Source organism: Bacillus sp. VT 712 (assembly GCF_001614195.1).
Classification (GTDB): domain Bacteria; phylum Bacillota; class Bacilli; order Bacillales; family Bacillaceae_H; genus Priestia; species Priestia flexa.
In genome coordinates, this window is the sequence record NZ_LWBK01000008.1 from 37,417 (window position 1) to 56,921 (window position 19,505).

Sequence of the window (19,505 nt, forward strand, 5' to 3'; positions counted from 1 at the left end):
TAGAAAGAAGCAGGAGTGTCTAAAAAAGTAATAGTTCATCTGTTTTGGTACTTATAATCATAATAAATGAAAAGGTCGGTGATGTATATGGAACATTATGATGAGAATCGGGAACCATCTCCTTCACGTCAAAAGCCAAGAAGACGTGGGGGCTGGTTTCTGTCGTCATTAATAGGAGCAATTATTGGAGGAATAGTGGTTGTCACTGCACTTCCATTTTTATCGAATTTAAATTTACTTCCAAACCCTCCAGCAGAAGAAAATCAAGGCTCTATTCAAAATGGTGAAGATATCGTTCAAAAGACGGTTTCTGTCGATGTAAACACAGATATTACGAAAGCTGTTAATCAAGTTAATGAAGCAGTTGTTGGAGTGGTAAATATCCAGCAAGGAGAAAGCTTTTGGAACGAAAGCGGGCAAGACGCTGGCACCGGTTCTGGTGTCATCTATAAAAAGCAGGGAAATAAAGCCTTTATCATTACCAATCATCATGTAATTCAAGGTGCTCAGCAAATTGAAGTCAGCTTATATGACGGCTCTAGAGTACCCGCGCGCGCACTAGGAAGCGATGAGTTAATGGATTTGGCTGTTATTGAAATTGATGCTGAACATGTAACAAAGATCGCCAGCTATGGGGATTCAGATAAGCTGAAAGTCGGAGAGCCCGTTATTGCTATTGGGAATCCTCTTGGACTACAGTTCTCTGGTTCTGTAACACAAGGGGTTGTCTCAGGTGTAAACCGTGTCATTCCACAGGACCTAAATAATGATGGAAGTCCGGATTGGCAAGCAGAAGTTATTCAAACAGATGCAGCAATTAACCCTGGAAATAGCGGTGGTGCCTTGATTAATATTGACGGCAGGCTGATTGGAATTAACTCGATGAAGATTGCTCAGCAGGAAGTTGAAGGGATTGGTTTGGCCATTCCAATCAATATGGCAAGACCTGTTGTGGATGATTTAGAAAATTATGGAGAAGTAAGAAGACCTTATTTAGGTGTTGAAGCATTATCATTAAGTGAAATATCGGGCTACCACCTAAAAGAAACGTTAAAGCTCCCAAAAGATGTTGTGAATGGTGTGGCCGTATTAAATGTTGCCGCTGGCTCACCAGCTGATAAAGCAGGCTTAAAAGAATATGACGTTATCGTCGCTTTGGATGGAGAAGATATTAAAGACTTAGTAGGGTTACGTAAGCACTTATATATTGACAAAGAAATAGGTGACAGCATGGAAGTGACTTTTTACAGGCAAGGTAAAAAGCAAACAGTAACGGTTAAGCTATCACGAGAGCCATTATAAACAAAAAAGTTATCCACAGAGGAACTTTCTCTGTGGTCTTTTTACTGATACTTATAAAAAAGAAAGGAGATTGCAATTTGAAAATTTATTGTTGCTTAGAGCATACAGAATTAGCGTTAGATGTAGCCGTAGATGAGATTGAGTTAGCACCGGTTTTTAAAGAAATTGATGAAAATGAACGCAACCATACATGTGAATACTGCGAAAACCTAGCGTTATACACAGTGGAAAACTAAAAAAACACAGATTGTGTATATGTCTTGTGGATATGTGGATAAAATCTGTGGATAATTTACAAGGGAGATTATTTTGAATATTTCAATTGTATCAATCGGAAAATTAAAAGAGAAATACTTAAAGCAAGGTATTGATGAATACTTAAAACGATTAGCTCCGTATGCCAAAATTGAGATTATTGAACTTTCGGACGAAAAAGCACCTGAAAACTTAAGTGATTCGGAAATGGTTCAGGTGAAGCAAAAAGAGGGAGAGCGGATATTAAGTAAGATTGGTCAAGATGTACACGTCATTGCTTTAGCCATTAATGGTAAGCAGCGCTCATCTGAAGAGCTTGCAAAAGATTTAGACTCACTTGCTACATACGGAAAAAGCAAGGTAGCCTTTGTTATCGGAGGATCACTTGGACTCAGCGATGAAGTGATGAAAAGAGCAAACGCTACGCTCTCTTTTTCAAAGATGACGTTTCCGCATCAGCTTATGCGTTTGGTATTAGTTGAACAGATTTACCGTGCGTTTCGGATTAATCGTGGTGAACCGTATCATAAGTAACTGCAAACCATCCCACCGTAAAATATAAAAAAGGTGCATGATGGTGACAAAACACATAAGAAGCACGCCAATATGGCGTGCTTCTTAATCTTCTCTACAACTACTTTGTCTTAATTCTTCTTTCAATATGAGTGGTTTCTTCATCAGATAGCAAAAATTTTTTAAACAATAGCTTATCCACTTCTCGAACAGAAACAGACCAATCAATATCTCTTATTCTCCGCCTAGAAGCATACCACTAGATAACTCTAATAATTCTTGAGCTGGGGAGGAAACAGATACTTCCTGCACTTGAGTAATTTCCGCAAGTTGAGCCATAGTTTTTTGACCGTCACCCTTAGTATAAAATTTAAGCCCACTAATTCGGACATTCTTTGAATCATCTTCAAATTCCATTTCTGCTTGATGGTCGGTCATATACAATAGCAAGTCTTGTTTCCATAACTCACTGACAAACCTGTCACCGCTCATTCCTTTTGGTTCAATGAATATTTGGAAATAAAACTCACTACCCTCAAGGAATAAAATAAAGTCAGGTTGAAAACCTTGTAAGTGCATGTCTACTGTTTCACCTGCACGGTTGATCCGTGAGCCATATTGGTGCAGTTTAACTTTTTCACTTTTGGCTGACTCACGGTGCATATTCTCATCCATTCGGAATAGGTAGACACCCTTGTTATATTTTTGTTTTAACTCGTCTACATGGGCTTTAATCCGCTCAATTAATTCATACTCTAGCTTATTGACGATTGCTTTTTCGTAAACGTAAAATTCATCATCCATTTCATAAGCAGCAACTTTTTGTGTTGCTACATTCAAGAGATTTGCTGTGTCATACTCTGGAACACGTTTGTTGTAATTTGTCAGATATTCTCTAATCGGATAGCCGATAAATTTGTTTGTTCCCCGTTGTTTGATATAACCAGATTTGAATTTCACTTCATATTCTTTCAATAAGTCGATAGTTACTTTCAAAATCTCATTTGGGGAAATATCTGATGCTTTGTATTCTTTCGGGACAGTCAAGAAAAGCTTCAGATTCCCTGCATTTAACCATTTTTCTCCATAGATAAATTCTTTCATAGAAGTTAGAAGCGGTAGATACTTTTTTAAATTATCAAACTGATAGAACTCCAGGCGTTGAATGGCTTTCTTAATGTAACGAACATCAAATTTTTCAACTCCGATTGTCTTTGTTTCGATACTTTCGACAGTTGCCTTATAAGAGACTTCCCGACTACCATAGTTCAAGCTTCGAGAAATATCTGCCTTATGGTTAATGCCATATTTTTCGATAGAATCGAACCATTCATCCGATACATCCTCCGCTTCGTTATAATAGATTTTCCCTGATTTGTAGATATCTGTTTTCTTGAAGGAAGGTTTAACTTTAATTTCGATAGGCGGATTTTTCTTATCTTGTCCCGTTGGTAAATCCATTTGTTTCAAAGAGCCTACAAGTTGTTTCAAGTATTGAGGTTCATTCATTGTATGGTAGTGGAGAGTTTCTAAAAATAATTTCTTATTTGAGGAATCATTGTCATATCTCCGCTGATAGCTTTTCTCACCATCAATTTCAAATGGATAATACCTTGCACCACGTCCAATAAGTTGAGCTTCAACCATTGTAGCGTTCTTGTTAGTACCTGCTTCTTTTTCGATACGAACAATATCATACAGATTGAGTACATCCCATCCCTCTGTCAGTTTCGCCACAGCAAAGACCACTCGATAGAGGTTATTTGGGCTTTCAAGCGTGTTCAAAGCTTCATATTGTCCTTTTTCAAGCATATTTCCACTAGTATCATTAGCATTCAAAATATTTCGTGGATCAAAGTCTTGTTTAATCTCACGAACAATCTTTGCTAAATCCGCTTCATTTTGTAAGTAGTAGTTATAAGCTAATTCCAGCGCAGAGCTTTCATTACTGTCCAATAGTTTCTGACGTTGGATGAATGACAATAAATCACTTACGTTTAGATTGGCAATGAGGTCATTAAAGACTTTTGTTGCTTCAAGTGAGATTGCAACTTTTGGTGATTTGAACATAATCACTGGCTTGAACGATCCCGTGACTCCCTCAGCATAGGCACGATATTTTCGAAATTGTGAGAGTAAAACCACGTTCAGCATTTTATCTTCATCACTTGCGGATGTTTCAATACGCTTAACCTGCTTTGAATAACCATCAAACATAAATTTGTTTAATGGATAACGATAAACTACTTTATCACGATATTTATTGTAAATTGCCTCATTATCGAAATCCACCGTTGCCGTGAACTCTAACAAGAGATTCTTTTGTTCCTTATCATTTCTAGCCCTAAGAATCTTATTGATAGAAGATTCCCAAGTATTCTCAGCTTCTTTTTCAGACTTTGTACTTGCGGAATAGTGATGGGCTTCATCAGCTAATATAACGACAGGATGATTTTCATAATCGGATATCCCCATTGTGTTTTCTTTCAAGACAAACAAATCATCTGAAACCTTTTGAACGGATGCAAGTTTGATATAAATGATATTATCTTGGCGAACACGCGGAAAACGCTCAACTTGTCGAATCTGGATACGTCGTCCGTCAATCTCAATTTTTTCTTGAAAAAGATACTTCTCACTATTTTCTTTTACCAAATTATCCTTCGTTTTCATCAGGACGGAATTTGTATTTACCGTAAACAAGAAATTCTGATACTTATGTTCCTGATAAAGGTAGAGAATTAGACCCGCCATCAAATCAGTTTTCCCTGAACCAGTCGCCATGTTAAACAGAACGTGTTGAGGACTTGGATTAATTTGGGTTTGCGTATAGTGATAGTTACGTATTGCTTCATCTTGATAATAACGTAACGTATGGAGTAAGTTTTTATTGATATACTCTGGAATAACATACCCTTGATGTTGACTAAATAAGTTTTGTTCTGCTTTCATTGCCTGTTCAACTAATGGGAATCGGCGAACATTAACAGGAGTTTTCTTTGCTCTTGCCATTTTACTCACCGCCTTCATAGAACGCTTTATTGAAGGCGTAATCTTCATCAGAAACTAAATCACGGACATTCGTATCTTCAATTTCCGAGTAGTTATAATAAAGTCCATTCTTATCAAGTAACTTAACTAATAGACGTTTATTCGCATCAAATCCTTCAGCCCAATCAATTTTAGATAAATCTGCACGGAAAGAAATATCCGCAGGTTCATCGGTATCAGTTCCTTGTAGCATTCGACCATAAACTGATTTAAGCTCCTCAGTAGTGTTTGAGTGGATAATATCTTGAAGGTAGCCCATATTTTTAGGGAACAGTTCAGCATAGACAAATGAACCGCCACCTTGCCAATCAAGGTCTTTTGAGATCCCGCCTTGTTCCCCATCAATCACTTTTTGCAACCTTGGAACAGATACAGTATTGATGTAGTCCATCTGCTCAATACCAATGAAACGACGATTCATTTTCAAAGCAACTGCTTGAGTTGTAGCGGAACCCATATAGAAATCCAATACTAAATCGTTTTCTTCGGTTGTTAATTCCAAAATGTATTTCAGTAATAGTTCAGGCTTCGGTGTAGAGAACAGTGAGGTTGTCGGCAGTTCTGGGAATAGCTTTTTCTGCTCATATTTGGCTGCACGAGTATGCCCTGTTTGATTAAGATTTATCCATAGGTTTGAAGGTGGTAGTCCCTTCATCTCATTCAAATACGTTCGCCGGATAACCCTTGTTTGGTCATTTGAAAAACGCAATTCTCCTGTACTGAATTTTTCGTCCATTGTCTCTTTTGACCATCGCCACCCGTTTTGAGGGTGTTTAATGATATTACCATTTGGAGTTGTAATATCAAATTGCAAGTTAACCCTTAGTCCCGGATTATTTACAGGATTTCCATCAAACCAAGGTCCTCGTGGGTCATTATCTGGATTTTTGAAGTGTTTCCGCTTTTCCATATCGTTTAGGAAATTCGGCTTCCATGAAACTTCCTTTGAATAAACTAGAATTGTATTGTAATCTTCAGAAAAAACTAGTGCGTTATTATTGCTGTTATCTGAGTGCCTCCACGTAATAGCAGTACGATAATTTTTTGCGCCGAAAATATCATCCATTAACACTCTCGCATAAGGTGCCTCTTTATCGTCCAACGTAACCCAGATACTACCTTCTGGAGAAAGTAGTTGCCATGCTATTTCAAGCCTATTTTTCATGAAAGTAAGCCACGTAGAATGGTTAAATTTATCGTTATAACCAAACCCATCATTTCCAGTATTGTATGGTGGATCAAGGTAGATTAATTTCACTTTTTCAAAATAAACATTTTTCAAAGTATGTAGTGCTAACAGGTTATTTCCTTTAATAATCAAATTGTCTTTCTTCTTATCAAAAGTAACAAACCTATAATCTTCCTTTGTGCTGTGCTGTTCTGCTTGAGTTTTCCCGAATCGTTTTACATTCGTCAAAATTTTCTTATCACATAATCTGTCGATTTCATCTTTTTCAATTGTCTCATTTAAGAAGGCATCATCATAGCTTTCTTCTCTATCTTCCTTTGTCATGGAAGCAGTAAGCACACCATCTTTGAATGGAAAATCTAACACCACGTCTTGACTGTCCTGTAAGAACTTCCCTTTCGAAGCTAAGCCGACACGATTTTCATACTTGGTGTAACTTGTATCCCAGTAATCATTGTAGAGAATTGCTTCCTCAAGTTGTTCTATTTGAAATAACTTCTGTCCTGCAACTTCCTTGATAAAATGTTGCTTGATAAATTCCACTTCAAATAACTTGCTAAGAAGTGCTTCATCATAATTCCTTAAATCATCCGTGAGTTTTGAGCGGTTCAATTCTTCCCCAACAAAGTATTTTTCAGCAAAAGAAGATAACGCCTTTTTTAACTCATCAAAAATCTTTGGTTCTATCTTTGCCATTTTATTCATCCTCTTTATAATTTTTCTTTCCTAATTATATCATTGAAACCAATCTCCCATATAGGGAAACCACAGAAAGAAAAAACTCCCGCCGACAAACATTCGGTGAGAGTATTTTGGCGACAATCTTGGCGACATTCTACACCAGAAGCGCGAGAAAGGTCCCCACGCTCCTTAATGATCCAATTGGAAATTAGTTTTCTTATGGTTTTGAATGAGCTAAATTAAAAAGCTCCACAAATTAATGGAATAGTGGTAGATAAATCAATAATTCTTACGAATAATTCATGATGATAAATATATATTATAATATTGATGCCTATGCCGATAGGCAATCCTCATGAGAGGTAGGAACATAGAGGAACACAAAAAAAATCTCACTTAGTTCATTCTAAGTGAGATCCGCTGCATCTATTAATTATAAATTCTTCTAACGATTTTCTTGGTATCCTCCATTTCCGCCCCACTCTAAAAGCTTTTAACTCTCCGCTATTAAGTAGTTTATATGCATAATTTCTGCCAATATATAAGATCTCCATGACTTCTTCCACATCTAATATGTCATTTTCTGAATTTATCACAACAGTGACCTCCTAATGGTTATTTTATAATATTGTTGTTTAAGTAGCGTTATCAGTGGTTATCTTTCATTATTAGTGCATTTTAAGTTAAATAAAAAAATACTCAAAACCTTATTATTTTTTTATATAATCAGTCTTAACGGAATGAAAAAGGAGCTAAACTATTAATGGAAGCATTTCAAAATCTTTTTGACCAACTAGGCTTTAAAGGAGATATTAATCAGGTTGTAAAGGAAAAAAATTACGAAGCAATCGAATTTGGACAGGATTTCAGTTCATTTTGTGAGGAACTGGAATTAGAGGAAAAGGTGATTCGAGAACATATATTGGATTATGCGCTGTATGAAGTGTATAAGGAGTGTTGCACCTTTACAAGTGAAGATCTTGATATATTGGAAAGTTTCGATGAAGAGAAGGTGAATGGTTTAACTCTAGGGGACATATTAGACGAAAAGTACTGTATTTCTTCTGAGTCTTTTTATGAGAGCTTTGGATATTTGTTAAATGATAAAAGTGACCCAATAGCCGAAGCTAAAGAAAAGGAAAAAATAATTCAATTCATTCAAACTATAAGCATAATTAAAAGTAAGCACTTTGAATATATACCAAAGGAAGGAACTTACTTTGATGTTTACAAGGATATATTGAAGCGACATCAGCAGCCGTTTAATAAGTCTGCGGATAAATTGAACGTAGTAAAAGACATTGATAAATTTAAAAATAATACACTGTTTTTTTTACACCAGTTGGGCAAAGCAAATAACATAAATTATACATACGATCTTGGGCGTTTTGAGGAATCAGCAAATTTATTATTTATTTTCAGTCTATACACATGCATAGAGGAAAATCTAATCGCTTTTGATAATGAAGAGAAGAAGGATTATTATTTTAATACACTTTCTTCCCTGTCTATTATTGGAAATATTGATCTAAAGCTATACATATTAAAGAATTTAATCGAAAAAGAAGTCTTGTTCACATATAAAAAATTTGAATTCAATCTATTGTTGCACAGAATTAATATACTTTCTGTTCTATATCCAATCCTAATAAAAGAGTTCATAAGACAACATTTGATTATAAACGATAATAACCTAGGCATTGCGGCTATTAACGAGATTAGAAAATTTCCAGCCGATGATAAAATAAAAAAACTCAAAAGGAATGTATTTGTCATCGAATTATTAAAAAATCACAAGGGTTATAACCTTAATAAGCTAGTCGAAGCATTTGAGCCTATACAAGTTAAAAATACAAAATTGTTTGGAAACCTGTATACCCGAGTTGCCAGTATTCAAGGGATAAAAAGTGAAGCAATGGATCAATTTAAAACAGATCTATATGAGACGATAGATACCTTTAATCAATATGAATCACTCTCAAACCATGATATGTTGGCTATCCTAGAGGGGAATCTGGTTGAAATGCAAAATAAAATCACCTCAAAGTGGAGAAGCATAAGAAAAAATAAATAAAAAATTAAACCGTTACTTCCATTTCTGGGAGTAACGGTTTTTTAATGTTATCAAGGGTTTCACTAGCATATTTGAAAATTGACCCGCACTCCAGTGTATTTATCGGGTTTATTCTGGTAGCAAGGAGGGAGACGAGGATGGCAAAGAAAAAGAATAAACAAAATCAGAAGGATTATGGGCATGAATCAATAACAGATTTGATGGATAGTCATTTTTCATTGCTGGATGTTGATGGGATAGATGGTTCTGCACTAATTAGTTTCAAAGAAATGGCATCGGACGAGGAAGAAAGTGACATAAAGATTAGACACTTTCCCGCTAAAGAGGTAAAAAAGAAACCAAATATTAATGACTTATTTAAGGAAAATATGTCGTTCTTGGATAAGGAGATATTTCGGGAAGATAAAGAGTCAAAAAAGGTAAAACAATTACAGGCGATTCAAAATAGGGATACTAATAGATCAAGTAAAGATCAAGATCATCCGAAGGGGAACCATGGTAACTATGATGAAGTTTATAAGAATAATATTGAATATCAAGTGTATAAAAGTCTTTTAGAAAGGCACCAGTTTAGGGTACACAATGATGATGTTTACATCTATAAGTCGAAAATGGGCTATTTTAAAAAGCTTACAAGCAATGAATTAAAAGTCCTAATAAGGGATGGTTGGAATGAACGGATTGAAATGCAGCTCAATAAATACAAGGTAGATGACGTAATTGATCGAATTAAAGGGACTAGATCATTACAAATTGACAGTAACAGCTTTGACCAACATGATGATTTCGTAAATTTTAAAAATCAGGTTTTATGCGTAATCAGTGAAGAATTATATGATCACTCAGCGAAATTTAATTTTAAAAGTTTTATTAACGCCAATTACGACCCAAATATTAAAGAAAAGAAAGGCAAGGTATTTAGAAAATTCATTGACCAGTGCACAGAGGGAGATACCAACAAAATTAAATTACTTCAAGAAATATGTGGTTACGCATTTAGCAACTATTCTAATGCTAAAAAGTTTTTTGTTTTTATAGGTAAACCACATACTGGGAAATCCACCTTATTGGATATTCTGAAAGAGATAATTGGTAGTGAATATACATCGGCAATACCTCTTCATAAACTTGGCGATCGCTTTATGACGGCAAATTTATTTGAAGCAAAGCTAAACATCTCTGGTGAATTAAATGAAGGGGAATTGAAAGGTCTAAATACCATTAAATCATTAACTGGTAACGATGACTTAATTGCTGAAAGAAAAGGAAAAGATCCTTTTGTATTTAAGAACCGAAGTAAGCTGATTTTTGCAGGAAATCATATGCCGTTGTTAAAACGGCTGGATAGTACATCTGCTTTTTTTGATCGAATAATTTTTGTTATGTTCAATAACTCAATCCCAGAGGACCAAAGGGATCTTAATCTAAAGGAAAAAATGCTTGAAGAAAAAGACTATATTGTTTCTTGGGCTATAAAAGGACTAAGAAGGTTAATCAGTAATAACTTTATTTTTACAAGCTGTGATGAATCTTTGGAATTTAAAAATCAATATATACAGGATGTAAATACAGCTTTCTCATTTATAGAATCCTGTTGTGATATTAATCGGCACAATAAAGATTTTCGTGTTCATAAAAAGGATTTATATGGTGCTTACAGTAAGTATTGCGTGAGTAACTGCTTAATCGCTTTAAATAAAACTGAATTTTTTAATCAGTTGAATTCCATGTCATTTGAAAAAAAGAAATTCAGATTTAAAGGCTCTATTCCGCTAGAAGGATATATAGGAATTGCTTTAAAAGAAGATAGATAAAGGAAAAATGCAAAAAGCTGCTACATTTGCTACAAAGCACTTTAAAGTGCTGATATTCTAATGCTTTGGCTGTAGCAAGTAATTAAATTTCTTACTACTAGCAAGCTACAAGTAGCTACGGGGGAAAGTAAAATCGGGAAGATCGTTTATATATTATATATGAGAGGTTGAAGCAATAATGGACAGCATGGAGATATATGAGTATGAAAACCTTATTAATATAATATCGGAACTATTATTGGATTATATTAAATCAGATAATGAGGAGAGAAAATAAAAATGAAAAAGGTTGTAATTTATGCTAGGGTGTCAACAGCAGAACAGGCTGAAGAAGGTTATTCAATAGATGCACAAATTGATACGGTTCAAAGGAAATGTGAGCTAGAAAATAGGCAAGTTGTAAATAAGTATATTGATAGAGGAATTAGCGGAAAATCTATTGAGAAGCGGGAGGCTCTAAAAAGATTACTAAAAGATGCTGAAACAGGAGAATTTGAAGAGGTCTGGGTTTGGAAGACGAATCGTCTTGCTAGGAATCACCTAGACTTGTTAAAGATTGTTGACAAACTAGATAAATTTAATGTTGATTTCAAAAGCTGTTCTGAGGCATTTGATACCTCAACTCCTACTGGGAAACTGATGATGAATTTATTAGCTTCTGTTGGAGAGTTTGAAAGGGAAACAATCGTTGAAAACGTTAAAATGGGAATGAAACAAAGAGCAAAGATGGGCAAATGGAATGGCGGTATAGTGCTAGGCTACCGCTCCGTAAAATTTGGACAAGATAAGGAGAAAACAAAGCTTGAGATTATCGAGGAAGAGGCAGAAATTGTGCGTATGATATTTGAACTCTATGCAAGTGGAAGAGGCTTAAGAAGCTTGGTAAACCATATTAATCAGTTAGGGTATAAAACTAAGAAAGGGAACATGTTTGCGATTGCAACAATAAAGGAAATCCTACAAAACCCCATATATATTGGGAAAATAAGATACAACCGCATGCAGAATTGGAATGAAAAAAGAAGGAAAGGTAAAAATTCAAATCCAATAATAGTAGATGGTGAACACGAATCAATCATAGATATAAATCTGTGGAATAAAGTTCAAAAGATTTATAAGGAAAGATCACAAAAGCCAATAAGGAATTTTAGCGGCTCTTATCCTTTAACAGGTCTTTTAAAATGCCCTGAATGTGGGGCATCTATGGTTGCGGGCGTAACAAAGAAAAAACGTAAGGATGGAACATACAATGTCCATAAATATTACTTTTGTGGGGACTGGCGAAATAAAGGCATTGCAGCCTGCCACTCTAATAGCATACGGAAAGATTATATTGAGGAAGTTGTCTTCAATAAGATTAATGAGGTTCTGTATGATAACTCAATTTTGGAGGATCTGGTAATTAATATAAATAAGAAGAGTAAGGAAATAATAAAGCCATTAGAAGATCATTTAGCCCATATCGAGAAAGAGCTGAGAACACTAGAAATAAAGAAATCCAAGTTGTTTGAATTATACGAGGAGGGGATTATTAGCAAACAAGACTTAGCGGAAAGATTAAAAGAAACCGCTCAAAAAATTGATACAGAGTTGCTTAAAAAGGAAAATATACAAAGGCAGCTTAACAAAAGCACATCTGATCCGATTGATTATACGGTTATAGAAAAATTAATGTCTAAATTTAATAATATTCTAAAGGAAGCCAGTGTGGAAAAAAGGAAGCTAGTGTTAAATCTGATAGTTGAAAAAATAAAAGTGAACCCAGATCGAACCGTAAAGTCTATAATTCTTAATTTTGATCAAAAGACAAAACGATATTTAGTTAATGAAGAGGATGAGTCAGCAATTGACTCATCCTCTTTTAATATTTCTTTAGAAATAAACTTTAATCAAATAAATCTAAAAAGGGGCGTTTAAAATGGCAAATTACACATTGCAAAAAAATGAGCAATTGGAGTTATTGAAAGAAGGAAAGGCATTAAAACAACCCGCAAAAAGGGTAAATATCGTGAGTCTCAAACTTATAAAGGAAAACAGCTTTCTTTACCCTGAAAGGAATATCAAGTCACCAGATGATGCATATAAGCTTTTAACTCAATTCCTGATAGACGCAGATCGAGAATATTTCCTTGTCGTATGCTTGGATACCAAAAATCAACCAACAGCAATAAATGTCTGTCATGTAGGGAGTTTAAATGCTAGTATAGTCCATCCTCGGGAGGTACTGAAGCCCGCTATACTATCAAATTCAGCATCAATTATTGTTGCACATAATCATCCTAGTAATGATCCCACGCCAAGTCGTGAAGACATAGAGGTGACAAAAAGGCTGGCTGAGGCAGGGAAAATAATAGGAATAGAGGTGTTAGACCATCTTGTTGTGTGCTCGGATAGATTTATTTCATTAAAAGAAAAAGGATACCTGTAGGTAATACTGTGGATTCTGGAAGGTATGTTGGTAGAAAAGATACTAGTCAATATTGTCCAAGTGAGAGAATAGTACTTTTATCATGTCCAAAGCCATATGTATTTGTTTTTCAGAACGATTATCAATCAAGCTTGCAAATTGATTAATTGAATTTTCTTTGTTAGTTTTTAATGAATCCTGGAGAAGGTAGTCAATTGTTACGCCTAGCCTATGGGCTAATTTAACTAAGGTGTCTAATGAAAGGCTACGTTCTCCCCTCTCTATTTGTCCCATATATGAAACTGAAACATTTATATCCTCGGCTAGTATTTCTTGAGTTAAGTTAAGTTTTAGTCTTTCTTCACGAATTCTACTACCAAGTTTCTTATAGTCCATGCAACCACCCTCCTATTTAAACTTTAGTAAAAGAAAGAGGGTTAATTAACGAACTGTTAGCGTTATTTACATTCTCTATATGCGTTATTTTTTTATCAATAATATGTCGAATAATGGTATAATTTAGTTATCTTGGTACTTTTTATTTATATGAATTACTGTAATTTATGAGTTTACTAGGTATTTAGAAATGATCGGTGTGGTGTAGAAAGGGGAATAGATGTGACTAACCTTTTTATTGATTGCCAACAATCAAGGGATAACAAATATTTTAGATATAACAGTTTAAATGGATTAAATAAAAAGGGAAGTGGTCAATCAAAGATAAAAATTGTAGGTCATTTAGATCATTTCACTAAAAAAACACTTTATGAAAATTACGATATTATTGCTCAAAACCTTAAAGCCTACCCAACTATAACAATATATCCAAGGGAATATGAACTAAAAGGTGGTTTTGGAGGGTTTTATCATCCTGACAAAAATCATATTGAGATAATTGACCATTTTTATTTGATTTCAATGCTGGCACATGAAATGAGACATGCTTTTCAGTATATCTATATTCCCGACATATACTTTAATATAACGATTAGTTCTGCACGAGAATATTTTAATTGCCACATTGAACGTGATGCACGAGAATATGCAATTGATTATTGTATAGTGAGGGAATATTGGGAAGAAGCAGAATACCGAAAAAAGGATGAAAGTGAAATAGAATTGGTTATTCGTAATCAATTGTCACCAAGTGTAAGAGGATTGAGTGATGATTATTTTAGACGGAACCCGTCTACGGCAAGTATTGTCCCAAGATCATACCATTATGATCAAAATTCAAGTAGGCAAGTAGCTGCTTCTTCAGGCTCAAGCCAACAAGGTTCATCTGAAGCAGCTTCAGGGTGTGTAGGATTAATAGTTATAGCAGCAATAGTAATATATCTTATTTATAAATTCATTTAATGGCTATTTAGTCCAAATTGGATAGTGTATTAAATTTATTTTTGGGTTTTTTATGGATTTAAAAATCCATAAATATAGATAGGAGGAAAAAATATTGAGTAGTTTTTTATTTTTAATAGCATTTATCATTATTATTTATATTTTATTAAGAAGTAAGGGTACACTTAGAAAAAGGATTAGAAATATTATTAAGAAACAACCAAACACAATAAGATACCTAAAGAATGGAACCTTCCAAAAACATGAGCTTTTAAAAAGTCTAAGGGATAAGGTATATGCGGAATTAAGTGGTAAAGAGCTAACAGTTGATGGACGAAAGCTTGATAAGATTATTGATCAAGAGATAATTAATGTATTGAAAGGATGGAATGGAAGAATAGGTGTATATCTAAAATCTATTAGTGTAATTGGTTTATGCTTCATAGCTCTATTTTACTTTTTAGGGAAATCTTCAGAATCTAAGGGTGTAGAGTTGGTTGACACAAAGCTTCAAAAAGAGGCAGTAACAGACAATTCAAAAGTGGATATAAAAAAAGTAAATGATTTGATCACAAGTGCAGAGGCTCATATAGGGAAATCTGAATTTACATTAGCTAAACAGGATATAGATAGTGCTTTAAAAATTGATAGTTCTTCTCAAGATGCAATTAAGTTATTGAATCAGGTCAAAGAAAAAATTAATGAGGAGAATAAAAAGAAAACTGAGGAAGAAAAAAGACATAAAAATGAAGAACACTTTAATACTGGCGTTGCATTAATGAAAAATGGTCAAGCTCAAAAAGCAATGAATCAATTAAAGAAGGTCAGTAAAGATTCTGAGTTGTATAAAGAAGCCCAAAAGAATATTGGGATAATAAAGAGGAATCAGTATGTTAACCAATGCAAGGATATAGCCTACAGAGATTTAAAAAAATCACCAGATGATTACAAAGGGGGGAATATCCACTTTTTTGGAAGAGTATATAACATCCAAGAGATTAGCGGAAAAACAATACTTTCATTATCAACGGCTCAAAATGATGGTGAGTATATCGGAGACGAGGCAATAATTCTTTTTCCTACTGGAACCAAATTAATTGAGGGAAGCTATATTGATGTATATGGTAAAATGGTCGGTAACTATCTGAATAGTCAGCAATATATTAGCAATTCCTTAAATGGTAGTCGATATAGCATATATTATGATCAACGGACTTTTCTTGATCAGGCACCAGTTATTGAAACAAGGATAATTAAAGATTCAAATCAATGGATCTATGGAAAGTAAAAGTTTATAGTATAATATTTTTCCATCCACATTGTAAATATTTCACTTTTTAATTAGGATCAGGTATGATTAATGGTTCTATAAATTTTGTCGAAAATTTAGGTTTGCAGGTATTTACGTTACGGTGAACCGTACCACAAATAGAGGCAAAAAAAGTTGAAGATAGGGCGAATATTTGCCATTAGAAGCAGGGATAGGAGGTGTTGATAAGCCTTCTTTTTCTGTTTCTAAATAGAGCATGTGGATAACTGTAAACGTATTTGAAAGGTTAACTTCCGTAAAATCAAATTCAAGTTCAACTTTATCAATTTGACGTAGATGATCATTTGTTCGTCCAACAGTGATCTGTTTAACCAACAGCTGTAGCAATTGCTTTTGTTTATCTCTAGTAGAGGACTTATAAACTTCTACAAATTTTTCTAATAGAAGATGTACCAACTCAGGAGGGATAACTTTTGTATCAGATTTACTTATTTTCGTTATTAACTTATTCCTCTTTTGTTCAATTTCACTCTTTTCAATAGCCACTTTCTGTAATCGTTCTTGCAAAACCGTAACAGGAAAAAGATTTTGTTCAAAAGCTTCTAAATATCTATTCTGAAGTGCTAGTGTTTCCTCTAACTTCAAATCAGTTTCTTCCAGTTCTTTTTTTAGTATTTTTATGGTTTCAATTGAGGTTTTAGTTAGTGAGTTAATAGTTTCATCAAACTTTTGTTTATTGGATAAAAAGCTCTCTATACGTTGAAACAGAGCGTTTTCAGCATCATAAGCTTTAACTGAATTGGCTTTACATGCAGCTGATCCCTTGTTGTGAAAATCACTGCAAACGTAAGTAATATCTGTGCTTTCTTTTGGTCCCGTCGCTTAAAGTGTAAGTAGTAATTGAAGGTACCATCCCTTGTCCGCAATCAGGACAGCGTATGATACTGCTCAATAGAAACGGTTCGTTGGATTGTCTTTGCTTGAACGATTTACTTTTCCTACGAGATTGAACAAGGCTCCAAAGTTCATCATTGATAATCGCTTCATGTTGACCTTCTACTAAAATGGGATTATCATTTCTGCCTCTTCTTCTTTTCTTATCCCAGTTTTCAACCTTTAACCAACTAATTTTTCCGTTATAGACTGGGTTGTCTAAAATAGTTGCCACTCCATTTATAGAAAAATGACGATCACGTTTGGTTCGATACCCATTTTTATTAAGCTGATTTGCAATGGCTTTTAAGCCCTTTCCTTGGGTATAAAGAGTGAATATCTGTTTAACTACTTCAGCTTCCTCTTTGTTTATTACGAGTTCCTTTTCAATAGAATCATAACCAAATATAACACCGCCATTCCATGAACCTTCTAAGGCTCGTTGTTTCATACCAAGCTTAACGTTCTCAGACAATGTATTTCGTTCCATTTCGGCAATAGAAGCCATCAGCTGAACGACTAGACGGCCTATTGGACTACTGGTATCAAAGTTCTCGGAATAAGAGATAAACTTTACTCCGTAATCTTCAAATTTGTCTAACAAAGTAAGAGTATCTAACATATTCCGCGATAAACGTGAGATTTTCCATACAAGTACCGCCTGAAATTTTTCCTGTTCAACGTCTGCTACAAGTCTTTGCATAGCAGGGCGGCCGGTGATATTCTTTCCAGAAATCCCTTCATCCACATACTCGTCGACGATTTCCCAATTATAAAGATTTGCGTATTGTCGAAGCGTTTGTAATTGAGCGTTGATACTATAGCCCTCTGATGCTTGCTCTTCAGTACTAACGCGTGCGTAAATAGCTACTTTCTTTATCTCCATCTGATTACCTCCTTTGAATTAATCATACAACGTAAAATAAAAAAGGAGAAAGGACAGTTGGCCTTTCTCCTAACTAGCAGCTACACTATTTTTAATATCTTCTTCGTTAAATTTATATATTATTTCCTTTATTTTCCGCCCTTTAGGACTAGTACCAAGCGTTACATGCACCTCTTTTATAATACTATGAAAAAGGGCTTTTTTATCATTATTAGAAATGATGTCATAGAATAATGTGAAATTATTTATTGTAAAATCTATATTTCTTTCAAGGTTTAAACTGTTTTTTACAGCGACCCTTTCTTCTAAATCCAACAATTTTTGGTTTGTATTCACTTTTTCTAGCTCGATTTCATTAGTTAGAAGAATGAAAGTTTCTTCGCTAATTTTCTTATTGGGATCTTTTGAGTGTGTAAGGTTATATAAGTCAGTTATTCTTTTATCAGCAAGTTTAAGTGATTTATTTAAAGCCCTTATTTCATCATCTAAAGAAACTAAAACACTATCTAAATTAGTAATAGTTAATTGAAAGAGTATCGATGAAAGCTCCATTCCATTAAATACAGATAGAATTTGATTAAATACATATTCTTCAGCATATTCTTTAGAAACAAGATTAGACGAACAAGCACTTTTGCCACTGCTTTTATTCCGGTTACACTGATAGTATTTATATTTTTGACTACTGTTTCCTTGTACCATAGGAGAGCCGCACTGAGGGCATTTTATTAATCCAGACAAAGGGTAAGATCCGGGATGAATTTTCTCAGGTGTATAACTCTTTTCTTTTCTTAATTCTTGAGCTTTATCCCATAACTCCTGAGATATAATACTTTTATGTTTGCCCTTTCTGTATTCATTACTCCATTTTATTTCCCCAATGTAAATTCTGTTTTCCAAAATTGTTTTTACAGCAGTAATTGTCCATTCTTTATTATGCTTAGTTTTAATACCTTGAAGATTTAATTCTGAAGCTATCTTTTTATATCCCCAAGCATCGTATGAATATCTTTTGAAGATATATTCTACCACCGCTGCTTCTGAGGGGACGATTCTTAACTTTTTACTAACAGACTCATAGCCGAATACTACTCCACCATTAAAATAACCTTTTTCAGCTTTTGCTTTCATTCCATTTGAAGTCCTTAGAAGGATATTATCTCTTTCTTTTTCAGCAAGGTAGGCATTAATATAATACGATGTTTTAGAATCTGGATTTTGTGTATTTATGTTATCTGCAATGGATATAAAATGTTTGTTTACATCTCCAAGCTTGTTCCAAAAAAATATTGAATCCAAAAAGTTTCTAAATGCGCGATCCAACTTATATACAATTAGGCAATTAACATCCTCGTTTCCAATAAACTGGTTATACATTTTGATGAACTCAGGGCGACCTTCAATGCTTTTTGCTGATCCTTCCTCTATATAAATAGTCACTATTGTTATTCCATTTTCTTGGCAGAACTCTTTTATCGCTAGAATTTGTTGTTCAATCGATGTATTAGATAATTGCTTTTCGGTACTAATACGAACATAAACTATTGCCTTTTTTATTTTAATTTGCATTTTATTTTTTACCTCCCTTTTCTAGATACTCATCGATATTAGAGTTGTATTTAATAATCAGGTCAGAAAATAACTGTAAAAATTGTAAAGCCTTTTTTGCACCTAAATCATTATGAATAGTTAAGATTTTTTCATAGTACGCATTATAATCTAATGGATTTTTGTTATTCATGTTATAACCTCTTTAATCAAAAATATATAACCAAATAAATGCCGGCTATCT

17 protein-coding genes are annotated in these 19,505 nt (G+C 34.2%); 9 read left to right on the forward strand and 8 right to left on the reverse strand.

The window, feature by feature from the left end; genetic code table 11:
* The first annotated feature begins 87 nt into the window (after window positions 1–87).
* From A2U94_RS05385 to rlmH, 3 genes are all read left to right on the forward strand, one after another.
* Complete coding sequence (locus tag A2U94_RS05385) at window positions 88–1,302, forward strand: S1C family serine protease (RefSeq protein ID WP_025907897.1); 1,215 nt, start codon at window positions 88–90, stop codon at window positions 1,300–1,302.
* Window positions 1,303–1,379: 77 nt separating this feature from the next.
* On the forward strand, window positions 1,380–1,538 hold the full coding sequence (locus tag A2U94_RS20410) for a CxxH/CxxC protein (protein ID WP_064484031.1): 159 nt from the start codon (window positions 1,380–1,382) through the stop codon (window positions 1,536–1,538).
* Window positions 1,539–1,611: 73 nt separating this feature from the next.
* Window positions 1,612–2,091 carry a 23S rRNA (pseudouridine(1915)-N(3))-methyltransferase RlmH gene (rlmH, locus tag A2U94_RS05390; protein WP_025907898.1) on the forward strand — a complete coding sequence of 160 codons (480 nt, stop codon included), beginning with the start codon at window positions 1,612–1,614 and terminating at the stop codon, window positions 2,089–2,091.
* Window positions 2,092–2,304: 213 nt separating this feature from the next.
* On the opposite strand, the gene A2U94_RS05395 is transcribed toward rlmH, so the two are convergent.
* The 3 genes from A2U94_RS05395 to A2U94_RS05405 form a co-directional block, all read right to left on the reverse strand.
* Window positions 2,305–5,082: a DEAD/DEAH box helicase family protein gene (locus tag A2U94_RS05395; RefSeq protein WP_062954434.1), complete on the reverse strand. Its 2,778-nt coding sequence runs from the start codon at window positions 5,080–5,082 to the stop codon at window positions 2,305–2,307.
* 1 nt (window position 5,083) lies between these two features.
* Window positions 5,084–7,006: a DNA methyltransferase gene (locus A2U94_RS05400; RefSeq protein ID WP_035319959.1), complete on the reverse strand. Its 1,923-nt coding sequence runs from the start codon at window positions 7,004–7,006 to the stop codon at window positions 5,084–5,086.
* A 386-nt stretch (window positions 7,007–7,392) separates the two neighbouring features.
* Window positions 7,393–7,587, reverse strand: a complete 195-nt coding sequence (locus tag A2U94_RS05405) for a helix-turn-helix domain-containing protein (RefSeq protein WP_025907901.1) — start codon at window positions 7,585–7,587, stop codon at window positions 7,393–7,395.
* A 167-nt stretch (window positions 7,588–7,754) separates the two neighbouring features.
* Between A2U94_RS05405 and A2U94_RS05410 the strand changes: the two genes are divergently transcribed.
* The 4 genes from A2U94_RS05410 to A2U94_RS05425 all read left to right on the forward strand — a co-directional run bounded on the left by A2U94_RS05410 (window position 7,755) and on the right by A2U94_RS05425 (window position 13,307).
* Window positions 7,755–9,065: a hypothetical protein gene (locus A2U94_RS05410; protein ID WP_062954435.1), complete on the forward strand. Its 1,311-nt coding sequence runs from the start codon at window positions 7,755–7,757 to the stop codon at window positions 9,063–9,065.
* A 137-nt stretch (window positions 9,066–9,202) separates the two neighbouring features.
* Window positions 9,203–10,879: a DNA primase family protein gene (locus tag A2U94_RS05415; RefSeq protein WP_062954436.1), complete on the forward strand. Its 1,677-nt coding sequence runs from the start codon at window positions 9,203–9,205 to the stop codon at window positions 10,877–10,879.
* A gap of 279 nt (window positions 10,880–11,158) precedes the next feature.
* A complete protein-coding gene (locus tag A2U94_RS05420; protein ID WP_025907904.1) occupies window positions 11,159–12,796 on the forward strand; it encodes a recombinase family protein in 1,638 nt (545 codons plus the stop codon).
* Between the two features lies 1 nt (window position 12,797).
* A complete protein-coding gene (locus tag A2U94_RS05425) occupies window positions 12,798–13,307 on the forward strand; it encodes a JAB domain-containing protein (protein ID WP_062954437.1) in 510 nt (169 codons plus the stop codon).
* Window positions 13,308–13,349: 42 nt separating this feature from the next.
* Here A2U94_RS05425 and A2U94_RS05430 read toward each other — a convergent pair whose 3' ends face one another.
* A complete protein-coding gene (locus tag A2U94_RS05430; protein WP_025907906.1) occupies window positions 13,350–13,682 on the reverse strand; it encodes a helix-turn-helix domain-containing protein in 333 nt (110 codons plus the stop codon).
* A 222-nt stretch (window positions 13,683–13,904) separates the two neighbouring features.
* Between A2U94_RS05430 and A2U94_RS05435 the strand changes: the two genes are divergently transcribed.
* Together A2U94_RS05435 and A2U94_RS05440 are read left to right on the forward strand one after the other, a co-directional pair.
* Window positions 13,905–14,645 carry a hypothetical protein gene (locus A2U94_RS05435; protein ID WP_025907907.1) on the forward strand — a complete coding sequence of 247 codons (741 nt, stop codon included), beginning with the start codon at window positions 13,905–13,907 and terminating at the stop codon, window positions 14,643–14,645.
* 94 nt (window positions 14,646–14,739) lie between these two features.
* Window positions 14,740–15,912, forward strand: a complete 1,173-nt coding sequence (locus A2U94_RS05440; protein WP_025907908.1) for a hypothetical protein — start codon at window positions 14,740–14,742, stop codon at window positions 15,910–15,912.
* Window positions 15,913–16,026: 114 nt separating this feature from the next.
* Here the strand turns inward: A2U94_RS05440 and A2U94_RS21770 are convergent, their stop codons facing one another.
* The 4 genes from A2U94_RS21770 to A2U94_RS21045 all read right to left on the reverse strand — a co-directional run bounded on the left by A2U94_RS21770 (window position 16,027) and on the right by A2U94_RS21045 (window position 19,454).
* A complete protein-coding gene (locus tag A2U94_RS21770; RefSeq protein ID WP_231882735.1) occupies window positions 16,027–16,539 on the reverse strand; it encodes a hypothetical protein in 513 nt (170 codons plus the stop codon).
* Between the two features lie 190 nt (window positions 16,540–16,729).
* The gene (locus A2U94_RS21775; protein WP_231882736.1) at window positions 16,730–17,713 is read right to left on the reverse strand and encodes a recombinase family protein; all 984 of its coding nucleotides are present in this window, start codon (window positions 17,711–17,713) and stop codon (window positions 16,730–16,732) included.
* Window positions 17,714–17,782: 69 nt separating this feature from the next.
* On the reverse strand, window positions 17,783–19,282 hold the full coding sequence (locus A2U94_RS05450) for a recombinase family protein (protein WP_025907909.1): 1,500 nt from the start codon (window positions 19,280–19,282) through the stop codon (window positions 17,783–17,785).
* A gap of 1 nt (window position 19,283) precedes the next feature.
* Complete coding sequence (locus A2U94_RS21045; protein ID WP_156482221.1) at window positions 19,284–19,454, reverse strand: hypothetical protein; 171 nt, start codon at window positions 19,452–19,454, stop codon at window positions 19,284–19,286.
* Window positions 19,455–19,505: the final 51 nt, after the last annotated feature.